Here is a 15449-nt window from a genome sequence, read left to right as displayed (position 1 = left end):
GAGCTTACATGACTAAGCTATCTGAATTAAACATATATAATGCTCATCCGTGGGCAGTTCCAGTTGTTCCAGATGTAACCGATCCTTATTTTGCTCAACCCATGCCATGGCAATTTACAGAACCAGTGCTTGAACTAATAAAGCAGATGTACACCGAGGTCGAAAATTTCTTTAAGTCGAGAAACTTGCCTATGGAGATAGTAATCTATGAAGTGAAGGATGTTTTTGGACGTCTCGACATTTCGAGTTTAACCCCGCATTCAGAGATCGCCGCTATCTTTAATAAGTACACCGAGTTATCAAAGGATTACGCATAATGGGGTTATGAAGCTGGTATGAAAAACACCAGCTTCTTTTTGCGCATTGAGTAACTCTTCATACAATTGAATCAGATTAAGATTTTTCTAAACCGTAAAGTGATTATATAAATATTATCGAAGCGGCGATTATTTTAACAGTTGAATGGGAGGTCAAATATAAGAAAAACTATATCATCAACAATAAGTCGACTACAACTCAACTCCTACCCAGTGTTGAGTTTATTTTTTTTTCTCACATGATTCATTCCAACCAGACTACCCACTTTTCTGATCTATGATCTTGATACAGATAGGACATGAACTTGTTATCTGTAGTTATAGGTAAAGCAGAGTGTTAATTCCGTTGCAAATCTATCAACCTTATTTTTCCACTATCCTTCATCTTAGACACGTTCTCAAAATTTATAATTGCTCCGTAACGCCCTCCATGCCCCTAGGGGTGAATATCCCTCCCCTTTCTCACCTCTCGTCACACACGGGCGTACAATTGCCCAAGCTCGGTGCTTGCTCTTTCTATCCATCCCTGTACGAAACTAGGGGTTTATTTTAAGTTGTTATTATTATAAAAAGTCTAATGTTTTCATGAAAATACGTTGCATTTTATAAAAAGGGAAGGTATACTAACAACAGTTAAAATAACTAATAATTACATATAAGTATATATAAGTTATTAATTTATCTATAATCAGGAGGACGTTCACTATGTTATTTGCTACATTCATGAATCTGATACTTCTTCCAGTAACAGTGCTCGGGTTTCGTTTAGCTTTAATCGGTTTCGATGAAGATGTTTCAATGTTCGAACGGAAATTGGCTGGTTATGCTGAGCTTGCCCTAGCTGCCTTACTTGCTTGCCTGATGGTAGTTACAGGAATGGAATAATACTTTGCTAATAGGGAGTGATCTTATGCGTTGTGGTTACATTAAAGCAAAAAATCTTAGAGAGATCGATGGATTTAAGTCAAGTGGACAGTATGACAAATTGTATGTCGATCTGATTGACTCTCAAGGTAAGACTAAGGATAGAGAGTTGAAGAGGTTATTCGCAGAAGCTAGTAAGGGTGACACCTTGGTAATCAAAAGTTTTGATAGCGCTTGCAATTCATCGTCCGAATTATGTTCTTTTTTAGAGACTTGTAAGGAAAAGGGGCTATTGCTGGCTTCGGGAGACGAAGTTGAAGCTGAACGATTATTACTCGATGAGGGGTATGAAATTTTGAGATTTGTTACCGACTTTGTCCAAGCTAAGGATAAAGTGAAGGTGAAAAAGTTAGGCCGACCTCAGTTGTCTTATCCAGATAACTTCTGGCAGGTTTATCTCAAGTTTAGACAATACGAAGGAACTGGCATTAACAGCCATCAAGCATCAGAAGAATTAGGTATTAATATTAACACTTTCTATAAGCTCGTTAGAGAGTTTGAACTTTAAGGAGCTTATAGAAAAAGACTAGAGTTCTAAGAAGGAGAGGATGAACTAGTGAGTACTTTATTTGAGATAGGATCATCAATGAGTACAAAAGGCAGACCTGTACTGACATTTTCTAATAATCCGTCTTACGAAATAAAATCAGAAGCTGCAGAAGTATTACTTAATAAAAAGCTTGTAACACAGTCTGATATTATCGGAGCCAGCGAATTTTTCGTAAAAATCTGTGGAGGGAAAATTGGTTGTAGTAAAGTCAAGAATGTTGGTGGTTTTGGATATCAAATAGAACGTAATACAACAATGGTAATTGGCAAAAGAGAGATGCCTTTACTTATTTCTGAGGAATTAAATTTGGGTCAAAAAGGTATAGCTGAAAGCATTTTAGCTACCGAATCATTTGCTAACGATGAGTATTGGATCGAAGAATGTGACTTAGATATAAAGCTAGTGGAGGAAGTCTTTAATTATATCGAGGATTACATATTTGAAAGGGAAACAAGAACTGGAAAACGATCTTTTCCTAATCTTCGAACAATGATAAGAAAAGCTTTAGAAGGAAATCCGCGAGTTATATCTAATCTGACTACACTCGTGAAAAAGTACAATAATCTCAATGATGTACTTATTATGAAATTCGATGTAATCACAATTGCCACATCAATTCAAAAGGCCTCTTGTTTACTGCAAGAGTATAATACCTTAGATAGCTTTATTGAATATATACTTAAGCATAAAAAGCTCGGAGAGGCTATGGGGTTATACAATTAGCGGAGGGGTATAGTAGGCCAGAGAAGGTAACGCTCTGAACTATAAGGAACCCCCGGAGGTTTTTTGAAAATACTGAAGGTAAATTCTCAAGTCTTAATTAAGATCACTAAACAATGTGAGGATGATTAATTATGAGGAAATTCATGACAGGGGATTCTATTTTGGAGTTTCATATTGAAGAATCAACAATAGAGGGGCATTGGAGAAAGTGGTCATCCGTAGAGGATGAAGCATCAAACGAAATTGAGATTGAAATTGGGTGGATTCCCAAGCAGATGGCATTAGGTGAAATGAGAAAAAGAAAGCAGCATCTCTTAGATAGGGTGTATAGCACCTACTACGATGAATATACATTACTTATCGATTTCAAAACCGGGAAAGTATACCATTTTGACAATAGTAAATATAAAGAGGTTATGGATGGAGTTAAAATCTACCTGATTGATATTTTCTCGAATCAAAAGCACTTAGTGTATGATGGGGTATTTTATGCCGCCTCTGGGGAGTTAATGAAAAGTAATCCTTGGTTGAGTTCAAGGAGTAGTTTAGGAATTGAGTGGAGAAAAAAAGGGTTTAGAACCGGTAGGCTCTTCATCAAAGATCACCAGTTAATAGCGGTTTTATATTTTGGATCTGAGGCAGTGAATGCAGTTGGTGAAAATAGATCTTATGATATAAATCATCGGAATTTATCTAAATATGATAACCGGCCTGAGAACTTAGAGGTAATCAGCAAATCGGAAAATAAGGAACATAGTAAGATTATGAATAGATTACTAAACAATATGATACAGGAGGTCTTTGGTAAGAAAGTAAAAGGTGTCTGGTTACCCGAAGAGATCTGAAATTGAAACTTTAATTATATCAGATAATATTAGCATAAAGAATTATGATTGTTCTAACAGGTATTAATTTTAAGGCTACTAATAATTAAAGATGGAGAGTTGATCAGTGAATCCAGGTACAATGAATAATTGATGGCCCCACCTGTATTAACAGGAAGGGGTCATTTTTGTTATGCATTTATTATGTTGATTTAGCCCGATTTGACCTCTAGCAGCACGAAAATGTAATTCAAGTAGTTAACACATACTAATGATGAAAGAAAGTAAAGTTTTTGATTAGAAGAATACAGTCTTAGAATAGTAATGTGTCATTCTAACGGGCAAGTTTGTTCCAATATGTAGTATTATAATTGCATGTGGTTGGTTGCAGTCATTGCGCTAACGTCAATGATATGACACCTGATGTGACTGACGTAAAAACAGTACGAAGAAGTAGTGAGTGTGTCTACTAAGTTGTGATCACTTTATATTCGAAAAATGCTACAAGTTTACAGTATTCATACTTTAGCTTTGATGCAGCGATTTAATTCAACTTGCCTCGCCTTCTATAAGCCGTTCAAAACTGTATGTTGCATTAACTAGAGCAAAGTTCTGTGTAGGGATCGTCTATGACTATAACTAAGTGACTGATCTTGAAGGGACTTAATAAGTATGTAATCTAATGATGATAAAATGAAGGTTTAGGTCTGGGTTGACCTGAGCAGATTTCAAGAGCTGATGGTCGATCCACTGAGACTGGATATTTAAACTAGAATTGATTTATTCATTGTCAAACGGGGGTAAAGTATGAACCCATACATTCTCGATAACTCCTTGCTCGAGGAGTACACGCAAGCAGTAAGCGATCATGATGATTTCTTGATTAACACATATGGCGACTACAACGGCAAGAACCTTTGGAGTATTATCTGTTCAACCAAGGACTGGCTTTCGGTAAGCGTGAGCGGTTTGCCACATATCCAATTAAATCATCCGAATGATGATGCTCGATCATTAAACGTCTTACAGTTGATAATGACCTACGATCTTGTCGTTCAATCGATAAAGCAGCTTTATCGTGTGTTTGGAATGAAGTACCCGTTACGGAAGGATAATTCCGTATTTAAGCAATCGGTTCCTGACGATACTTACTTCCAACAAATTCGCGCTTGTTTTGGAGCTCATTCGGTAAACCTTGATAGTACTGATGGGGTCAAGAACAACGCTAAAAACGATGCGGAAAGTGATGAAAAATACTTCGCTTCTTGGTCTAGTGATGCAGGGGGTAGCGGAGACTATACAGTTTATCTCTACAGTAATAAACCAGGAGATGCTGCTATTCCCTTCTCAATGAGTTTCGCCAAAATTCAGGAGTACACGGTTAAACGATACTCCCTCCTATCGAATGTGGTAAGCGTAATTGAGGAAAAGAAAGGTAAATTTGTCGAAGAGCAGCGGCAACGAGAGATCGGGCGTAGCTCCGATATTGTTGAGCAGCTTCAGATTCTCTTGAAGGAGAACAGTATTCGGATTGGTGACGGTGAGGGGTATCATCATGATATTCTGACGCTGATCGAGCTGTTTACCGCTTCACAGGACTTTCCCGAGCAGGAACGGGAAAAGGTAGCTACGTACTTGAACTCCCTGCATCTGCTGGTCGATGAGCTATACGAAGCGTTCCAGAACATGACGTTTGGCGAAGTGGATTTGGCACACTCCCATCTTCTGCATTCAAGTTCTCGCAGATTCAAAGAAGTATCCTACGATCTAGGCAAGGTATTCGAGTACCTGAACAATTCGTCGTACCCTTTATCAATGGTAGACTATCACCTTAAGCGACTCATCAGCGCAAGGGTATTGCCGTCATACATCAGTTTGCAAACGGAGAAGCTCGACCTACAGCTCCTGCTCTTCATGAGGCTTGCTAATCCGATGTGATGCAAACATTGTAACACTGGTAAAATCAACTTGATTTAGACTTTGATTAAAAAAACAAGTAAGTTGAAAGGAGCTTGTATGGAACCTCAATTACCAAAAGTACATGAAAACACTAAGAAGGGTAATGTAGCAGTCGCCCTTCTTGAAAGTGTATTATCAAGATTTTCTATCGTTAATACAATTCCTGTAGAAAAAGATATCGGCATAGATTTACATGTTGAGTTATTGAATGGCTCTACACCAAATGGACTTTGTTTTAATGGACAGTGTAAAGGTAAAGATGAAGTAGAGATCGATGAGCAAACCATTATTATCCCAATAAAGATATCAACTATAAATTACTGGTTGTTACATAAAGAACCCACTTTTTTATTTGTAGTCGATATAGACGGCCTGAGTGTTTTTTGGTGTTATCCTTATGAGCAGATCTCAGAGAGACTCGGGGAGCTACAGCAACAGAAAACTGTGAATATACATGTTGATAAAAAGTCTGTATTCTCTCTAGCTATTAAAGAGGTACCTGTAGAGATAGTTGAAGTTATTCGTAATTATGATTATAAGTTATTTGAAAACCTGTCCCATTCAGTTAGTCACACTGTACTAGAGAATGCTGGCAAGCAGCAAGGTACGTTGAAAGAAAAATTGATGGCATTTAAAGACTCTGCTAATCGTTTGAAAGAAAATTCATCGGAGATAATAAATCGCCAGAGAGATCAGTTTGTCCTTGATGAAACTAAAGTTGTTTTAGAGAAATTTAGATTTGTTTTTCTCTGGTTGGATGCAGAATCAACATTTGTCTATCCCTACACGAAAGGAAAGAGTATTAGTGAAGCAGATGGGTTTATTAAGGATTCAACAATTAAAACTTTTATTACTACAGTAAATGAGAATATACGGCAATATGAGAACGGGTCAAATGACGAGAACTTTAATGCTCTTATTGTTAAACTTGAAGAACTGAACAAATTAAATGAAAATTTAGCGTTCTTTCTTAGAGAGGTCTTGTATGATATGAACCCGTATGCTGACTTTGAATTTTTAGTTAGCGATTATAAATAATTTAGACTATCCATCAATAAGTCATTATCCAACCACCAACCTTAAGCTCTAACGGGAAACGATAGTTAAAACAGCGGCAGTCCAAGACTTTTATTTCCGTCCATGGCTGCTGCTGTTTCTGTTTCTTTGTAGGAATGATACTAGTTTTCTAATTACGGATTCTATGAAGGTTGGTTGTATTACGAAAAAACTCATGGGAATGATTAATATATTTTATTAGCAATATAGAGTTGGAGGCTAATGCCTAACAACTAAATGGATTACGGGAAAAGTGTAGTCCTTACGGCCATATTGTATTCAAGCATCGTTGTGATTTTTCGTTTATCAGGGGTAACCTTTCAGCATTTGTGTCTCAAAACACCCGATAAGTCAATCAAATATAAAAATGAGACATTATGTTTTAATCCTAGATACGAAGATATGGAATCATTGTGAAAAATTAAGATCTACTTTTGTCGGGCCTGATATTTTTACCTTCATCAATAAGTAAATGGGAAGTTAGCAGCGTATAGGCTGACAATTAAAAAATTGAGAGTTGTAATACAAATCGAAGGCTCTTTTATAAGATCATGGAATATATGAGAACAACCGAAGGCTCTTTTATAAGAACATGGAATATATAAGAACAACCGAAGGCTCTTTTATAAGAACATGGAGTACATAAGAACAACCGAAGTCTTTTTTATAAGATCATGGAATACATGAGAACAACCGAAGTCTTTTTTATAAGATCATGGAGTACATAAGAATGACCGAAGATTCTTTTATAATTCGGTGAAGTGATAAATATATGGTAGTTATATGCTTCAAAAAACATGAGAATCACAAACAAGAACTTTTTTCTTGTCTCAGGGTAGCTCGATCTTAGTATTAACAGCGCGGTAATATTAATGACTCTACCGCATATATCAATCCTCTGATTATGCTTTTTTTATCCGATTTCGCTAAGAAAAGCTAAACACCTTTCTTCGAGTTATTGTATTTTCTTATATTCCTGAAAAACAGACTGTTCAATGGAGTACCACTCGAACCATCTCCCCAATAATGTTGATTTAGTCCTACTTCCTTGTTTTTTCCCGAACCTATAATTATGTCTTCATAAAAGCTATTATTCACTGAAGCATGTCTGATTCCATTTAGAAAAATTCTTTCTAAAGCATGCAAACGGTTTCGTTTAGGACATATTTTTTGGAACACGATTTATATTACTTTGAAGCCACTAACTTACAATAAGCGTTAAATGTTTACTCGCCGTTATGTACCCGGCGTTTTTTGCTTTGGTACTCTAGGGAATTTCTAAATTAGAAAAACATTAATGCTAGGGTAAATCGTTTAATGTCTGTACAAATCAAAGATTTTCCTAAGTAGTAAGAATGGCATCTGAATTATGTTGTTTTAAGTTAACTTGATTGGATTTTGTCAGAATTTGTCCCGCGTCTACTGCATAACGAGAGGATGATGTGAAATGGGGAAACGGATAACACTGAAAAGGGAATTTCAAGCGTTAACCACAGGTTATGCGGAAGTATTAGATAAGTTGAAGTCGTCAAATTTGACCAATGAGGAAAGAATGCTAATCAGTGCCAAGTTAGACGCCATCAAGTGTATATGTGATTTTATAGACTGTATAAGATTAAGGTCCGAAAAGCATAAAGTTTTTCTTGATCTATGTTTAGGATTTGGAAATTGCACAAATGCACAAGCAATAAGATTAGGCTACTCAAGAGCAGAGTCTTTACGGTTCGCTAAAAGTCAGTTTAGGATGCTACTTGAAGATTCGGTATTTAACAGTGAAAAAATCACTACCTTAATTCAAAGTAATTCGGTAAATGAAGTTTTAGAGGTGCTTGAATGGTATCAAGTGTATGTCTTTGATAATGTCGAGCTGCTGCGGCCTATTGGTAGAGGGAGTAAAAAATAATGAAACAACTACACAAACCAAATATCTTTCGTGAGATCAGAAATAGTATTGAAATTATCAGAGGCCAAATTGAAGTGAAGCTTGATGTAGAGCTTAATCAAGAAAAATTGGATGCCCTAAAGGAGATCTCTCGTTACACCAAGTCGTTGTCATATGTAAAGCATGGGGATACGAAAAAGCGGTTAGATTATTATCTAAAAATGTCCCATTTAAACTGCAGAACAACCGCAGCTGCATTAGGGATAGAGAATACAAACGTAATAGAGCAAACAGTTAAATATGTATCTGATAAGTTGAGTGTTCTTATTGCAGAACCAATGAATGGGATTATGCAATCAACGGATAGTGTAACTATTGCAGATGCGATTACTCATTTTCGTATTGTGACGAAACAAGAACGACCTATGGAGTATTTTTTACAAGGATTTTCATCGATGTTACCACAACAAAAATATGAACAGAAAATAAGTTTACTAGACTGTAGAAAAGAAATAGCGATATTACTGCCATTTAGCAAGATATTTGTAGAGGCGATTTTAGGAAGTCAGTGTGACAATTCCAAATTGGCACATGTGCTTTCAATATTAAGTAGCAGAAATGGATCAGTAGTTGATCGAGAGGCGGTATCTCGCCTTTTTAAGGGTGACTTCAGTAAAACAGCAGAAGGTGAAACTAGAAGAGCCATGACACAAGTAAACCAGATGTTCCAATGGTGGCACGATCAAAATCCATACAATGATTAGAAGGAGGCGTTATGAATGCGCTTTTCTACGTATCAGGAGTATCATCGTCCAACACCGGATGATTCCTATTTCCTTGAAGGGGTATATTTAGAGGCCTTAGATCATGAGGACCTACTTCAATTGGCTGATGCCCCTTATTGTGATAAGAATTGGGCTAGGCTTGTTTACTCACTTATAAATCATTCCCTTCTCATATATTCGGATGATTACTTTTCGGACCTGATAGAAAAAACCCCAGTTATTTCTGATAGTTCTGAAGAAATCACGGCATCATTTCAATCATTAATAAAATGCTTGATTTTCTATACCAATGTACAATCACCTCTTTATGATGCATGCGAAATGAAGTTTTGTCAGGGAACAGATCTTTTCGGAGGAGTTGGCATTTATAAAATACACTCGAAGCTGGGATTTAATGAGGAGATGATTCAAAGAGCAGTAACTCGAGTCATACAGTATAGTTTAGAATCTTGCAATCCATTTAGGGGATTAACAATTGCGGTTGTCCAGCCTGATGGTAGTTGGAAAATGGTCTTGGTACAAATTAAAATACCAACATATCTTTTGCGTGAGAGGGATAATACAGTTACTGCTATGATACATGTATTTGATCCGGACAGGTTTGTAAGAATGATACTGGGAGGTGCGAACCCAAAAGAAGTAACTCATTTAGAATTCAAGTCAATATTTCAAGTTGCAGGGAGTTTACAACACTTCAAGTAGATTAATTATGTTGATTATTCGGGATTATGCCGTTCTAGCATAGATTCTATATAACTAACTTTGAAGAGATTTTAGAGTTTACAACGTTAATTATTCAGGCTCTTCGCTATACTGCGTGGTTAAAGGTACGTTTGATAGAGTGATAGAGCGATTTGACATGAGCCTCTGCGGGCATGAGTACTCGCGAAAGCCGCGAAGCACAAGGACTTCGCAATGCTAACCAGCTTATCATGCCCGCCTCTCCATATAAAATCGCTATCTATAAATACCCACCTCGTATAGCGAGGAGGCATTATTCAAGTATCAGCAGCCTGAAAGGGATCTACATCTTAGTGAGTAGGTTTTTAGTAGAATAATTGTTTAGATGAGAAATTGGATTAGGATATATTTCTCGATGCCTGTGACACTAGTAGAGGGTATGCCCTGTTGAATACTTAGGAATACCACTATTTTTTCTGAAGGTAAGTCTAATTAGCCATATTATCTTATGCTCTAAAGAAGGGGTCAGGTAAAAATTCATCATAGCTGGTTGAGGTGAAATCAATTCGCTATATAGCGATTATGTCAACGAAATATGATTAGCTTCATAAGTGGATAAGACCGATATAGCAGTGCATTAACTTTATAAAAAGTGCAGTTACTCTAAGGGGTAATCTGCACTTTTTTTAATTCGCATAAAAAGTGAATAGATGATTGCTTAATCATATCATTTATAACTCTGAGAATAAAAAGTTAGGGAGTTGAATAAAGAGCAAAATTATAGTGATGGAGGTAATTTTGGATTAGTCATCTAGATTTAAAATCGGATGTTTCGCAGAACAACTAAAAATGGGAGGTTTGAGTTATGGCTAGAATTTTCAAGGGAATGATGCTTCATGTAATGTACAGTCCAAGCACTTGGACTGTACATAAAGTGTTGAAGTGGTTAGTGGAAACCATAGTTTTCTTTGTTGTGTTTCTGATGCTTGTAATTTCCGCATTGATATTACAAGATGTTTCAGATCTACATCTAGTCCTTGATGTATCTGAAAATCTAAGGAATATAATCGTAATCTCCTGCCTATTTTTTTCAGGTGGAATTGCTTATTTTCGATCATTGAAATACAAACCGGAAGAAAAAATAAGAAAGATACTTGAAGGTAAGTAGACTTTTACGAGGTGATAAATTATGAAAAGTAGAGTGCCAGTATTATTTTTGTTTATACTGATATTTTCTTTATGTATTGGAGCAGTTGGGGTATTTGCGGCAGACACAAGCAATTTAGATTTGAAAAGCATTATGATACCTCAAGGTGATAAGAAATATATGAAAGATGTCTGGTTAAAGATGGGAACAGACGGCGAATACTTAAAGTTGCAGTTTAAGGCAAATGCAGATATAATCTCCGATACTCGATTATTGAACTATGATGATAGTAAAAACGCAGTTGTCTTTAATAATTCTAACTTTAATGCAGCTACGGATAAATCCCGTAAAAATGCTCTAGGCATTTTTATTGAAGAGTTGCAGAAGTCACCAGTATCAGCACAGACCCAACAAATTATCATAGATACAATGTCATCTGTTAACAGCCAAGTGTCCATATTATTAATACCACTCGTAATGGACAGTACCACAGCGGATGTTTTTACCGCCATGAAGTGGTTAAATCCAATTTTACCAGTTGTCCGTGTTATCTTTGGTATGGGTGCTATATTGATTTCATTATTATTAATAGGCTCATCAATAATGGATCTAGTTTATATTGGATTACCCATAGCGCGAGAAAGTATGGATACTCGCTCAGAGAAAAATGGGAAACCTCGTTTTGTTAGCAACGATGCCTTATCTGTGGTTAAAGAGACAGAAGCTTCACTTGGTACTTCGGGTGCATATAAGAACGCTTATTTGTTATATCTGAAACGAAGAGCTTTGACATATATCATCCTCGCTATATGCTTACTGTATTTAATCAGTGGAGAACTTGGTGGTTTAATTGCTTGGATCTTGAAGCTTGGTAGTGGTGTTGTATAAGCCTTCCTACTAAGAGGAAGATATCCCTTGCTTCTGAATAGTGGTTAGATTTTTATATCTTAAGTAAAATATAAAAGTGCATAACTTGTGTGGAGTGAGTTTCAAAAAATACTTGCTCTTTTATGGTGACTGAAGTATGTTTGGTTTAAGAGAATAAAAACTTTGGAAGCGGAAGTACCGCAGACCAGCCTTTATAGGCGAAGTCTGCGGTATTTTTTTATTTCCAAACAAATCGGAGGATAATATGGGGAATTGTATGTTTTGTTCTAAAGAGGATCAGATGCTGTTCAGACACTCTACGCATGACATAGGTTCACTTTGCTTAGTTTGTTACATGAAGCTGATTGGCTCATGTGGGGTTTGCTCGGAATCACTGCTACCTCTTGATGTAAAACCAGATGTTACATATGAGGTTAAAGCGCAGTTTATTGGTTTGGGGAATAATAAGAACTTCGTTGTATGTAGTCATTGTTTCGAAGCGATTCTTAAAGAATTTCCGCAGATGTTCGCCTGAAAAGTATCAGATTATAGTTGCTGAGATAAGAATAACCGCCTTTGGAAAGGCGGTTATTTAAGTAAATCCTTATTTTGGTTTCTATCTAAGATGGACTATTAAGATTTACGCGTATAATCTACTTACAATATTTAATGTTGGAATGGCGCTTTATATGTAACCGGTTAAACCACCTATAAGAAACACACAAGAACATTGGCACCTATTTGCAGGGTAATGGCTGCAAGACACCACGGTTTCTTTAAAATTGGGTATAGTCTGCTTTCTTGATTTGACTTAAAAAGAACATTACACATTTACTAAATAGTACGTTAAAATCAACCAAAATTATTATAAGAAACACCGTTGTTTTTATAAAACGTCTTGTAACGTTCAGTGTATTGAACGCATGAGTTAAGGATTGTTGTAATCATGTAATTTCTATTCAATATGGATTTTAGCTATAACGTAAATATCTAAAAAGGGTGGTTATGTATGACTTCGAGAAAATTAGTTGCATCTTATGGAATTAACATGAACAGTAAAGAAATGAAGCGTAAAACAAAGGGGGTAATTGTAGGGCTTGGTTTTATTGAGGGATTTGAGTTAGAGTTTCGGACCTTCCTGACTATCAAGAGAAATAGTGAATCCAAGGTTCCTGTAGTTATCTGGTCCATTTCTGAGGAAGATGAGCGTCGCTTAGATGAATTTGAATTCGTTAATAATGGCTTATTTCAAAAAGAAATCCTCAAGATCAAGGTAGCAGCTCTGACTGAACATGCAGATCAACTTATAGAAGTTAACTCAGAAGGGGTATTTGCCCTAGCTTACATTATGAATGATGGTGTAGAACCGGTTGGTCAGCCTACACTTGAAGCGTACAATTTAATTTTTAGTGCGTATATCCAGAATGGTATAGATATTACCCCCTTAGCAACTGCACTGATTAAAACATGGCCTAAATATGATGAGCTTGAATTAATGAAATTAGCAGGATATACAGAAGAAGAAATGAAGGTTGTATTTATGTCTTTGGCACTTAAGTCTATTCTAAATATAAAAAATTGAGGATTAACTTTTATCAGATATTATTTCAGAATAGTCTAAGAGGTGATAAATATGAAAGTGCTATTATCTATTGGTGTAGAGCGGATCGGTTGTAGCGACTGGGAACTGATCCAGTCGCTTATCATTATGCTTCACGAAAACAATGAAGAATTCCTTTCTTTTAGAAGCATGAATGGGAAAACGGTAGTTACTGACGGTAATGATGAGGAAGTATTGCTGACTATTGATAAATGGCTATTTTCTGAAAAGGTATGGGCAGTATACGGAGAAGATGGAGAGGGGAACTTTTTTACCTTCATGTTACCAAACGAGTATTAGGAAAGATAAACTGCTCGTCTTATGTTTGTTTTGATCGATTTTGCATATGCAGGTTCGACATATAATTAAAACCTTCTAATGCAGTTCCCTAATTCTTACTGGGGTAACTGCATTTTTTTTTATTCTATACACCACTTTTTCCAGCCTTCTCTAAACAAGGAATGACACTGAGGATCGTATTTCGGAGTCTACTTACGAGAAAAATTATATTCATCAACGAATGAGTTAAAGGAGATGGATGTAATGAGAATAGTATCAATCCTTTTGGTCACAGCATTGCTGCTTACCTCATCACCAATAGCTGTGTTGGCAGCTGGAGGAGAAGAGAATATTTTAGGCTCTGATATCAAGAATAATAGCGTATCGGAATCAGTCTACGCTCGAAGCAGCGTAACAGATAATGTTTACGAGTCATTAACTGCTTTACCTCAAGAAGCAATGGACAACTTCAATAAAGGTGATTCCGTGGTGATAAAATACCTATTTGAGGATCAAAACTTAGCAGAGTATTTTGTGCAATGGCTAAAGAAAAATGGCTGGTCAGGTGATATGGATAGTGCCCTTAATAAGGAGGAATTAAAAACCATGAATATGGGGTATCCATTTGATGCATCCGGAAAAGGCATTAAGAGCTTGATTGGTATGCAGGTATTTAATACATATACCGGAATACCTACCAATTTAAACTTCTCAGGCAATCTATTAACTTCAGTTGAAGGGCTAGAAGGGTTTGAATATGCTTCTAGTCTCGACTTGAGTCAAAACATGTTAATTAATGTTGACGGTCTTAGAAACTTGAAAAGTGTTGTCGGATTGTATCTCTACACAAATAAACTTACATCTGTACAAGGTTTAAGAAACCTGAAGTATGTTCGAGATAGATTATATCTGCAAAATAATAATTTAATAAGTCTGGACGGATTAGATGGCATTGACCCATCACGAACATCTGAATTTGGCCAGGATATCTATTCTAGATCCTTTGATTTTAGTCAGAATAGGCTGACAGACATTTCTGGTATTAATCAATTAACTCGAATTGGAACGTTAGACTTGAATTCGAATAATTTGATGGACTTAACTGCACTTAGCAATCTTCAATCGGTGACTAGTTTATTGGATGTGAGTTCAAACAAATTAACAAGCTTAGAAGGACTGGACAAATCGCTGGTTTGTAAGTATTTCAAAGACTTTGGTAATTATATTTCAGATCCACTAACTGTACCTTTTTCTGTAACGTCATTTATACCTGATTATGTTTATCCTCAGAATGGGTTTCAATTTAAGCAAAATCTTGCTTCAAATACGGTAACAGTAGATTATAGAGAAGCCGGTAGTGATAGACTTCTTGCTTCTAACATGATAAGCAATATTCAAAGTGGAATAGCCAATACTTATTTTCCAGAAGAAATATCGGGGTATAAAGTTGTTGATCCTATGGAACAGACAGTGGAGTTTTTGAATAGCTATAGTCAGCCGGATATCTATAAAGTATTGTTGAATAGTGCGGGGGCAACAAAACCTCGAAAGGATTCCATCTCAAACTATTCCTTGATTTCAAACGATCCAGAAGTTTTAGCTTTCGATGAGAGCCGTAAGTATTTGTCGGCAGTAGGGACAGGCAAGGCGAATGTATCAGTTTATCAAAACGGGGTTTTCCTGGGCTCTTATACTCCTGATATTGTTAAAAGTGATTTGAACAATACCAAAAAAATCACCTTCTACTATAAGAAAGTAGAACCCTTTCCGGTTTCAACTCCAGTTCCTACAGATGAACCAGAATCATCACCGACACCAGCACCGACACCAGCACGCCGACAGCAACACCGACACC

The 15449-nt window shown here is 36.4% G+C and carries 15 protein-coding genes; all 15 read left to right on the top strand.

The genetic code is table 11. The features are described 5' to 3' along the window. Positions 1–8: 8 nt before the first annotated feature. On the top strand, positions 9–317 hold the full coding sequence (locus tag AWJ19_RS18415; protein WP_068725927.1) for a hypothetical protein: 309 nt from the start codon (positions 9–11) through the stop codon (positions 315–317). Positions 318–1022: 705 nt separating this feature from the next. After that, positions 1023–1202 (top strand): hypothetical protein, encoded by a 180-nt coding sequence (locus AWJ19_RS18410; protein WP_068725926.1) that lies wholly within the window; start codon positions 1023–1025, stop codon positions 1200–1202. A 25-nt stretch (positions 1203–1227) separates the two neighbouring features. Continuing rightward, the gene (locus AWJ19_RS18405; protein WP_068725924.1) at positions 1228–1749 is read left to right on the top strand and encodes a recombinase family protein; all 522 of its coding nucleotides are present in this window, start codon (positions 1228–1230) and stop codon (positions 1747–1749) included. A 48-nt stretch (positions 1750–1797) separates the two neighbouring features. Continuing rightward, entirely contained in the window at positions 1798–2514 is a 717-nt protein-coding gene (locus tag AWJ19_RS18400; protein ID WP_068725922.1) for a hypothetical protein, read from the top strand. A gap of 131 nt (positions 2515–2645) precedes the next feature. Beyond that, positions 2646–3359: an HNH endonuclease gene (locus AWJ19_RS18395; RefSeq protein ID WP_068725921.1), complete on the top strand. Its 714-nt coding sequence runs from the start codon at positions 2646–2648 to the stop codon at positions 3357–3359. 786 nt (positions 3360–4145) lie between these two features. Further along, positions 4146–5276 (top strand): hypothetical protein, encoded by a 1131-nt coding sequence (locus AWJ19_RS18390; RefSeq protein WP_068725919.1) that lies wholly within the window; start codon positions 4146–4148, stop codon positions 5274–5276. 78 nt (positions 5277–5354) lie between these two features. Further along, positions 5355–6335, top strand: a complete 981-nt coding sequence (locus tag AWJ19_RS18385; protein WP_068725917.1) for a DUF4365 domain-containing protein — start codon at positions 5355–5357, stop codon at positions 6333–6335. Positions 6336–7800: 1465 nt separating this feature from the next. Next, entirely contained in the window at positions 7801–8256 is a 456-nt protein-coding gene (locus AWJ19_RS18380) for a hypothetical protein (RefSeq protein ID WP_068725916.1), read from the top strand. Next, entirely contained in the window at positions 8256–8999 is a 744-nt protein-coding gene (locus AWJ19_RS18375) for a hypothetical protein (protein ID WP_068725914.1), read from the top strand. Before AWJ19_RS18380 ends, AWJ19_RS18375 begins: the two co-directional genes overlap by 1 nt. A 15-nt stretch (positions 9000–9014) precedes the next feature. Then, entirely contained in the window at positions 9015–9722 is a 708-nt protein-coding gene (locus AWJ19_RS18370; protein WP_068725912.1) for a hypothetical protein, read from the top strand. Positions 9723–10566: 844 nt separating this feature from the next. Then, positions 10567–10869, top strand: a complete 303-nt coding sequence (locus tag AWJ19_RS18365; protein WP_068725911.1) for a hypothetical protein — start codon at positions 10567–10569, stop codon at positions 10867–10869. 21 nt (positions 10870–10890) lie between these two features. After that, positions 10891–11736, top strand: coding sequence for a hypothetical protein (locus AWJ19_RS18360; RefSeq protein WP_068725909.1), 846 nt, complete (start codon positions 10891–10893; stop codon positions 11734–11736). Between the two features lie 988 nt (positions 11737–12724). Continuing rightward, positions 12725–13297, top strand: a complete 573-nt coding sequence (locus AWJ19_RS18350; RefSeq protein WP_068725905.1) for a gamma-glutamylcyclotransferase family protein — start codon at positions 12725–12727, stop codon at positions 13295–13297. Between the two features lie 51 nt (positions 13298–13348). Then, positions 13349–13615: a hypothetical protein gene (locus tag AWJ19_RS18345; RefSeq protein ID WP_068725904.1), complete on the top strand. Its 267-nt coding sequence runs from the start codon at positions 13349–13351 to the stop codon at positions 13613–13615. Between the two features lie 243 nt (positions 13616–13858). Continuing rightward, positions 13859–15449 (top strand): hypothetical protein (locus AWJ19_RS18340; RefSeq protein WP_157890039.1); only part of this gene is annotated, 1591 nt, incomplete at its 3' end.

This window comes from Paenibacillus sp. DMB5, assembly GCF_001517085.1.
In the GTDB taxonomy this organism is placed as follows: Bacteria; Bacillota; Bacilli; order Paenibacillales; family Paenibacillaceae; genus Paenibacillus_AQ.
The sequence above is the reverse complement of the archived record's forward strand: the minus strand, read 5'-3'. Positions and strand labels throughout refer to the sequence as shown.

Bases quoted from the DNA above. Each gene is read 5' to 3' on its own strand.
- AWJ19_RS18415 (WP_068725927.1), top strand. From the start codon at position 9: ATGACTAAGCTATCTGAATTAAACATATATAATGCTCATCCGTGGGCA.
- AWJ19_RS18410 (WP_068725926.1), top strand. From the start codon at position 1,023: ATGTTATTTGCTACATTCATGAATCTGATACTTCTTCCAGTAACAGTG.
- AWJ19_RS18405 (WP_068725924.1), top strand. From the start codon at position 1,228: ATGCGTTGTGGTTACATTAAAGCAAAAAATCTTAGAGAGATCGATGGA.
- AWJ19_RS18395 (WP_068725921.1), top strand. From the start codon at position 2,646: ATGAGGAAATTCATGACAGGGGATTCTATTTTGGAGTTTCATATTGAA.
- AWJ19_RS18390 (WP_068725919.1), top strand. From the start codon at position 4,146: ATGAACCCATACATTCTCGATAACTCCTTGCTCGAGGAGTACACGCAA.
- AWJ19_RS18385 (WP_068725917.1), top strand. From the start codon at position 5,355: ATGGAACCTCAATTACCAAAAGTACATGAAAACACTAAGAAGGGTAAT.
- AWJ19_RS18380 (WP_068725916.1), top strand. From the start codon at position 7,801: ATGGGGAAACGGATAACACTGAAAAGGGAATTTCAAGCGTTAACCACA.
- AWJ19_RS18375 (WP_068725914.1), top strand. From the start codon at position 8,256: ATGAAACAACTACACAAACCAAATATCTTTCGTGAGATCAGAAATAGT.
- AWJ19_RS18370 (WP_068725912.1), top strand. From the start codon at position 9,015: ATGCGCTTTTCTACGTATCAGGAGTATCATCGTCCAACACCGGATGAT.
- AWJ19_RS18365 (WP_068725911.1), top strand. From the start codon at position 10,567: ATGGCTAGAATTTTCAAGGGAATGATGCTTCATGTAATGTACAGTCCA.
- AWJ19_RS18360 (WP_068725909.1), top strand. From the start codon at position 10,891: ATGAAAAGTAGAGTGCCAGTATTATTTTTGTTTATACTGATATTTTCT.
- AWJ19_RS18350 (WP_068725905.1), top strand. From the start codon at position 12,725: ATGACTTCGAGAAAATTAGTTGCATCTTATGGAATTAACATGAACAGT.
- AWJ19_RS18345 (WP_068725904.1), top strand. From the start codon at position 13,349: ATGAAAGTGCTATTATCTATTGGTGTAGAGCGGATCGGTTGTAGCGAC.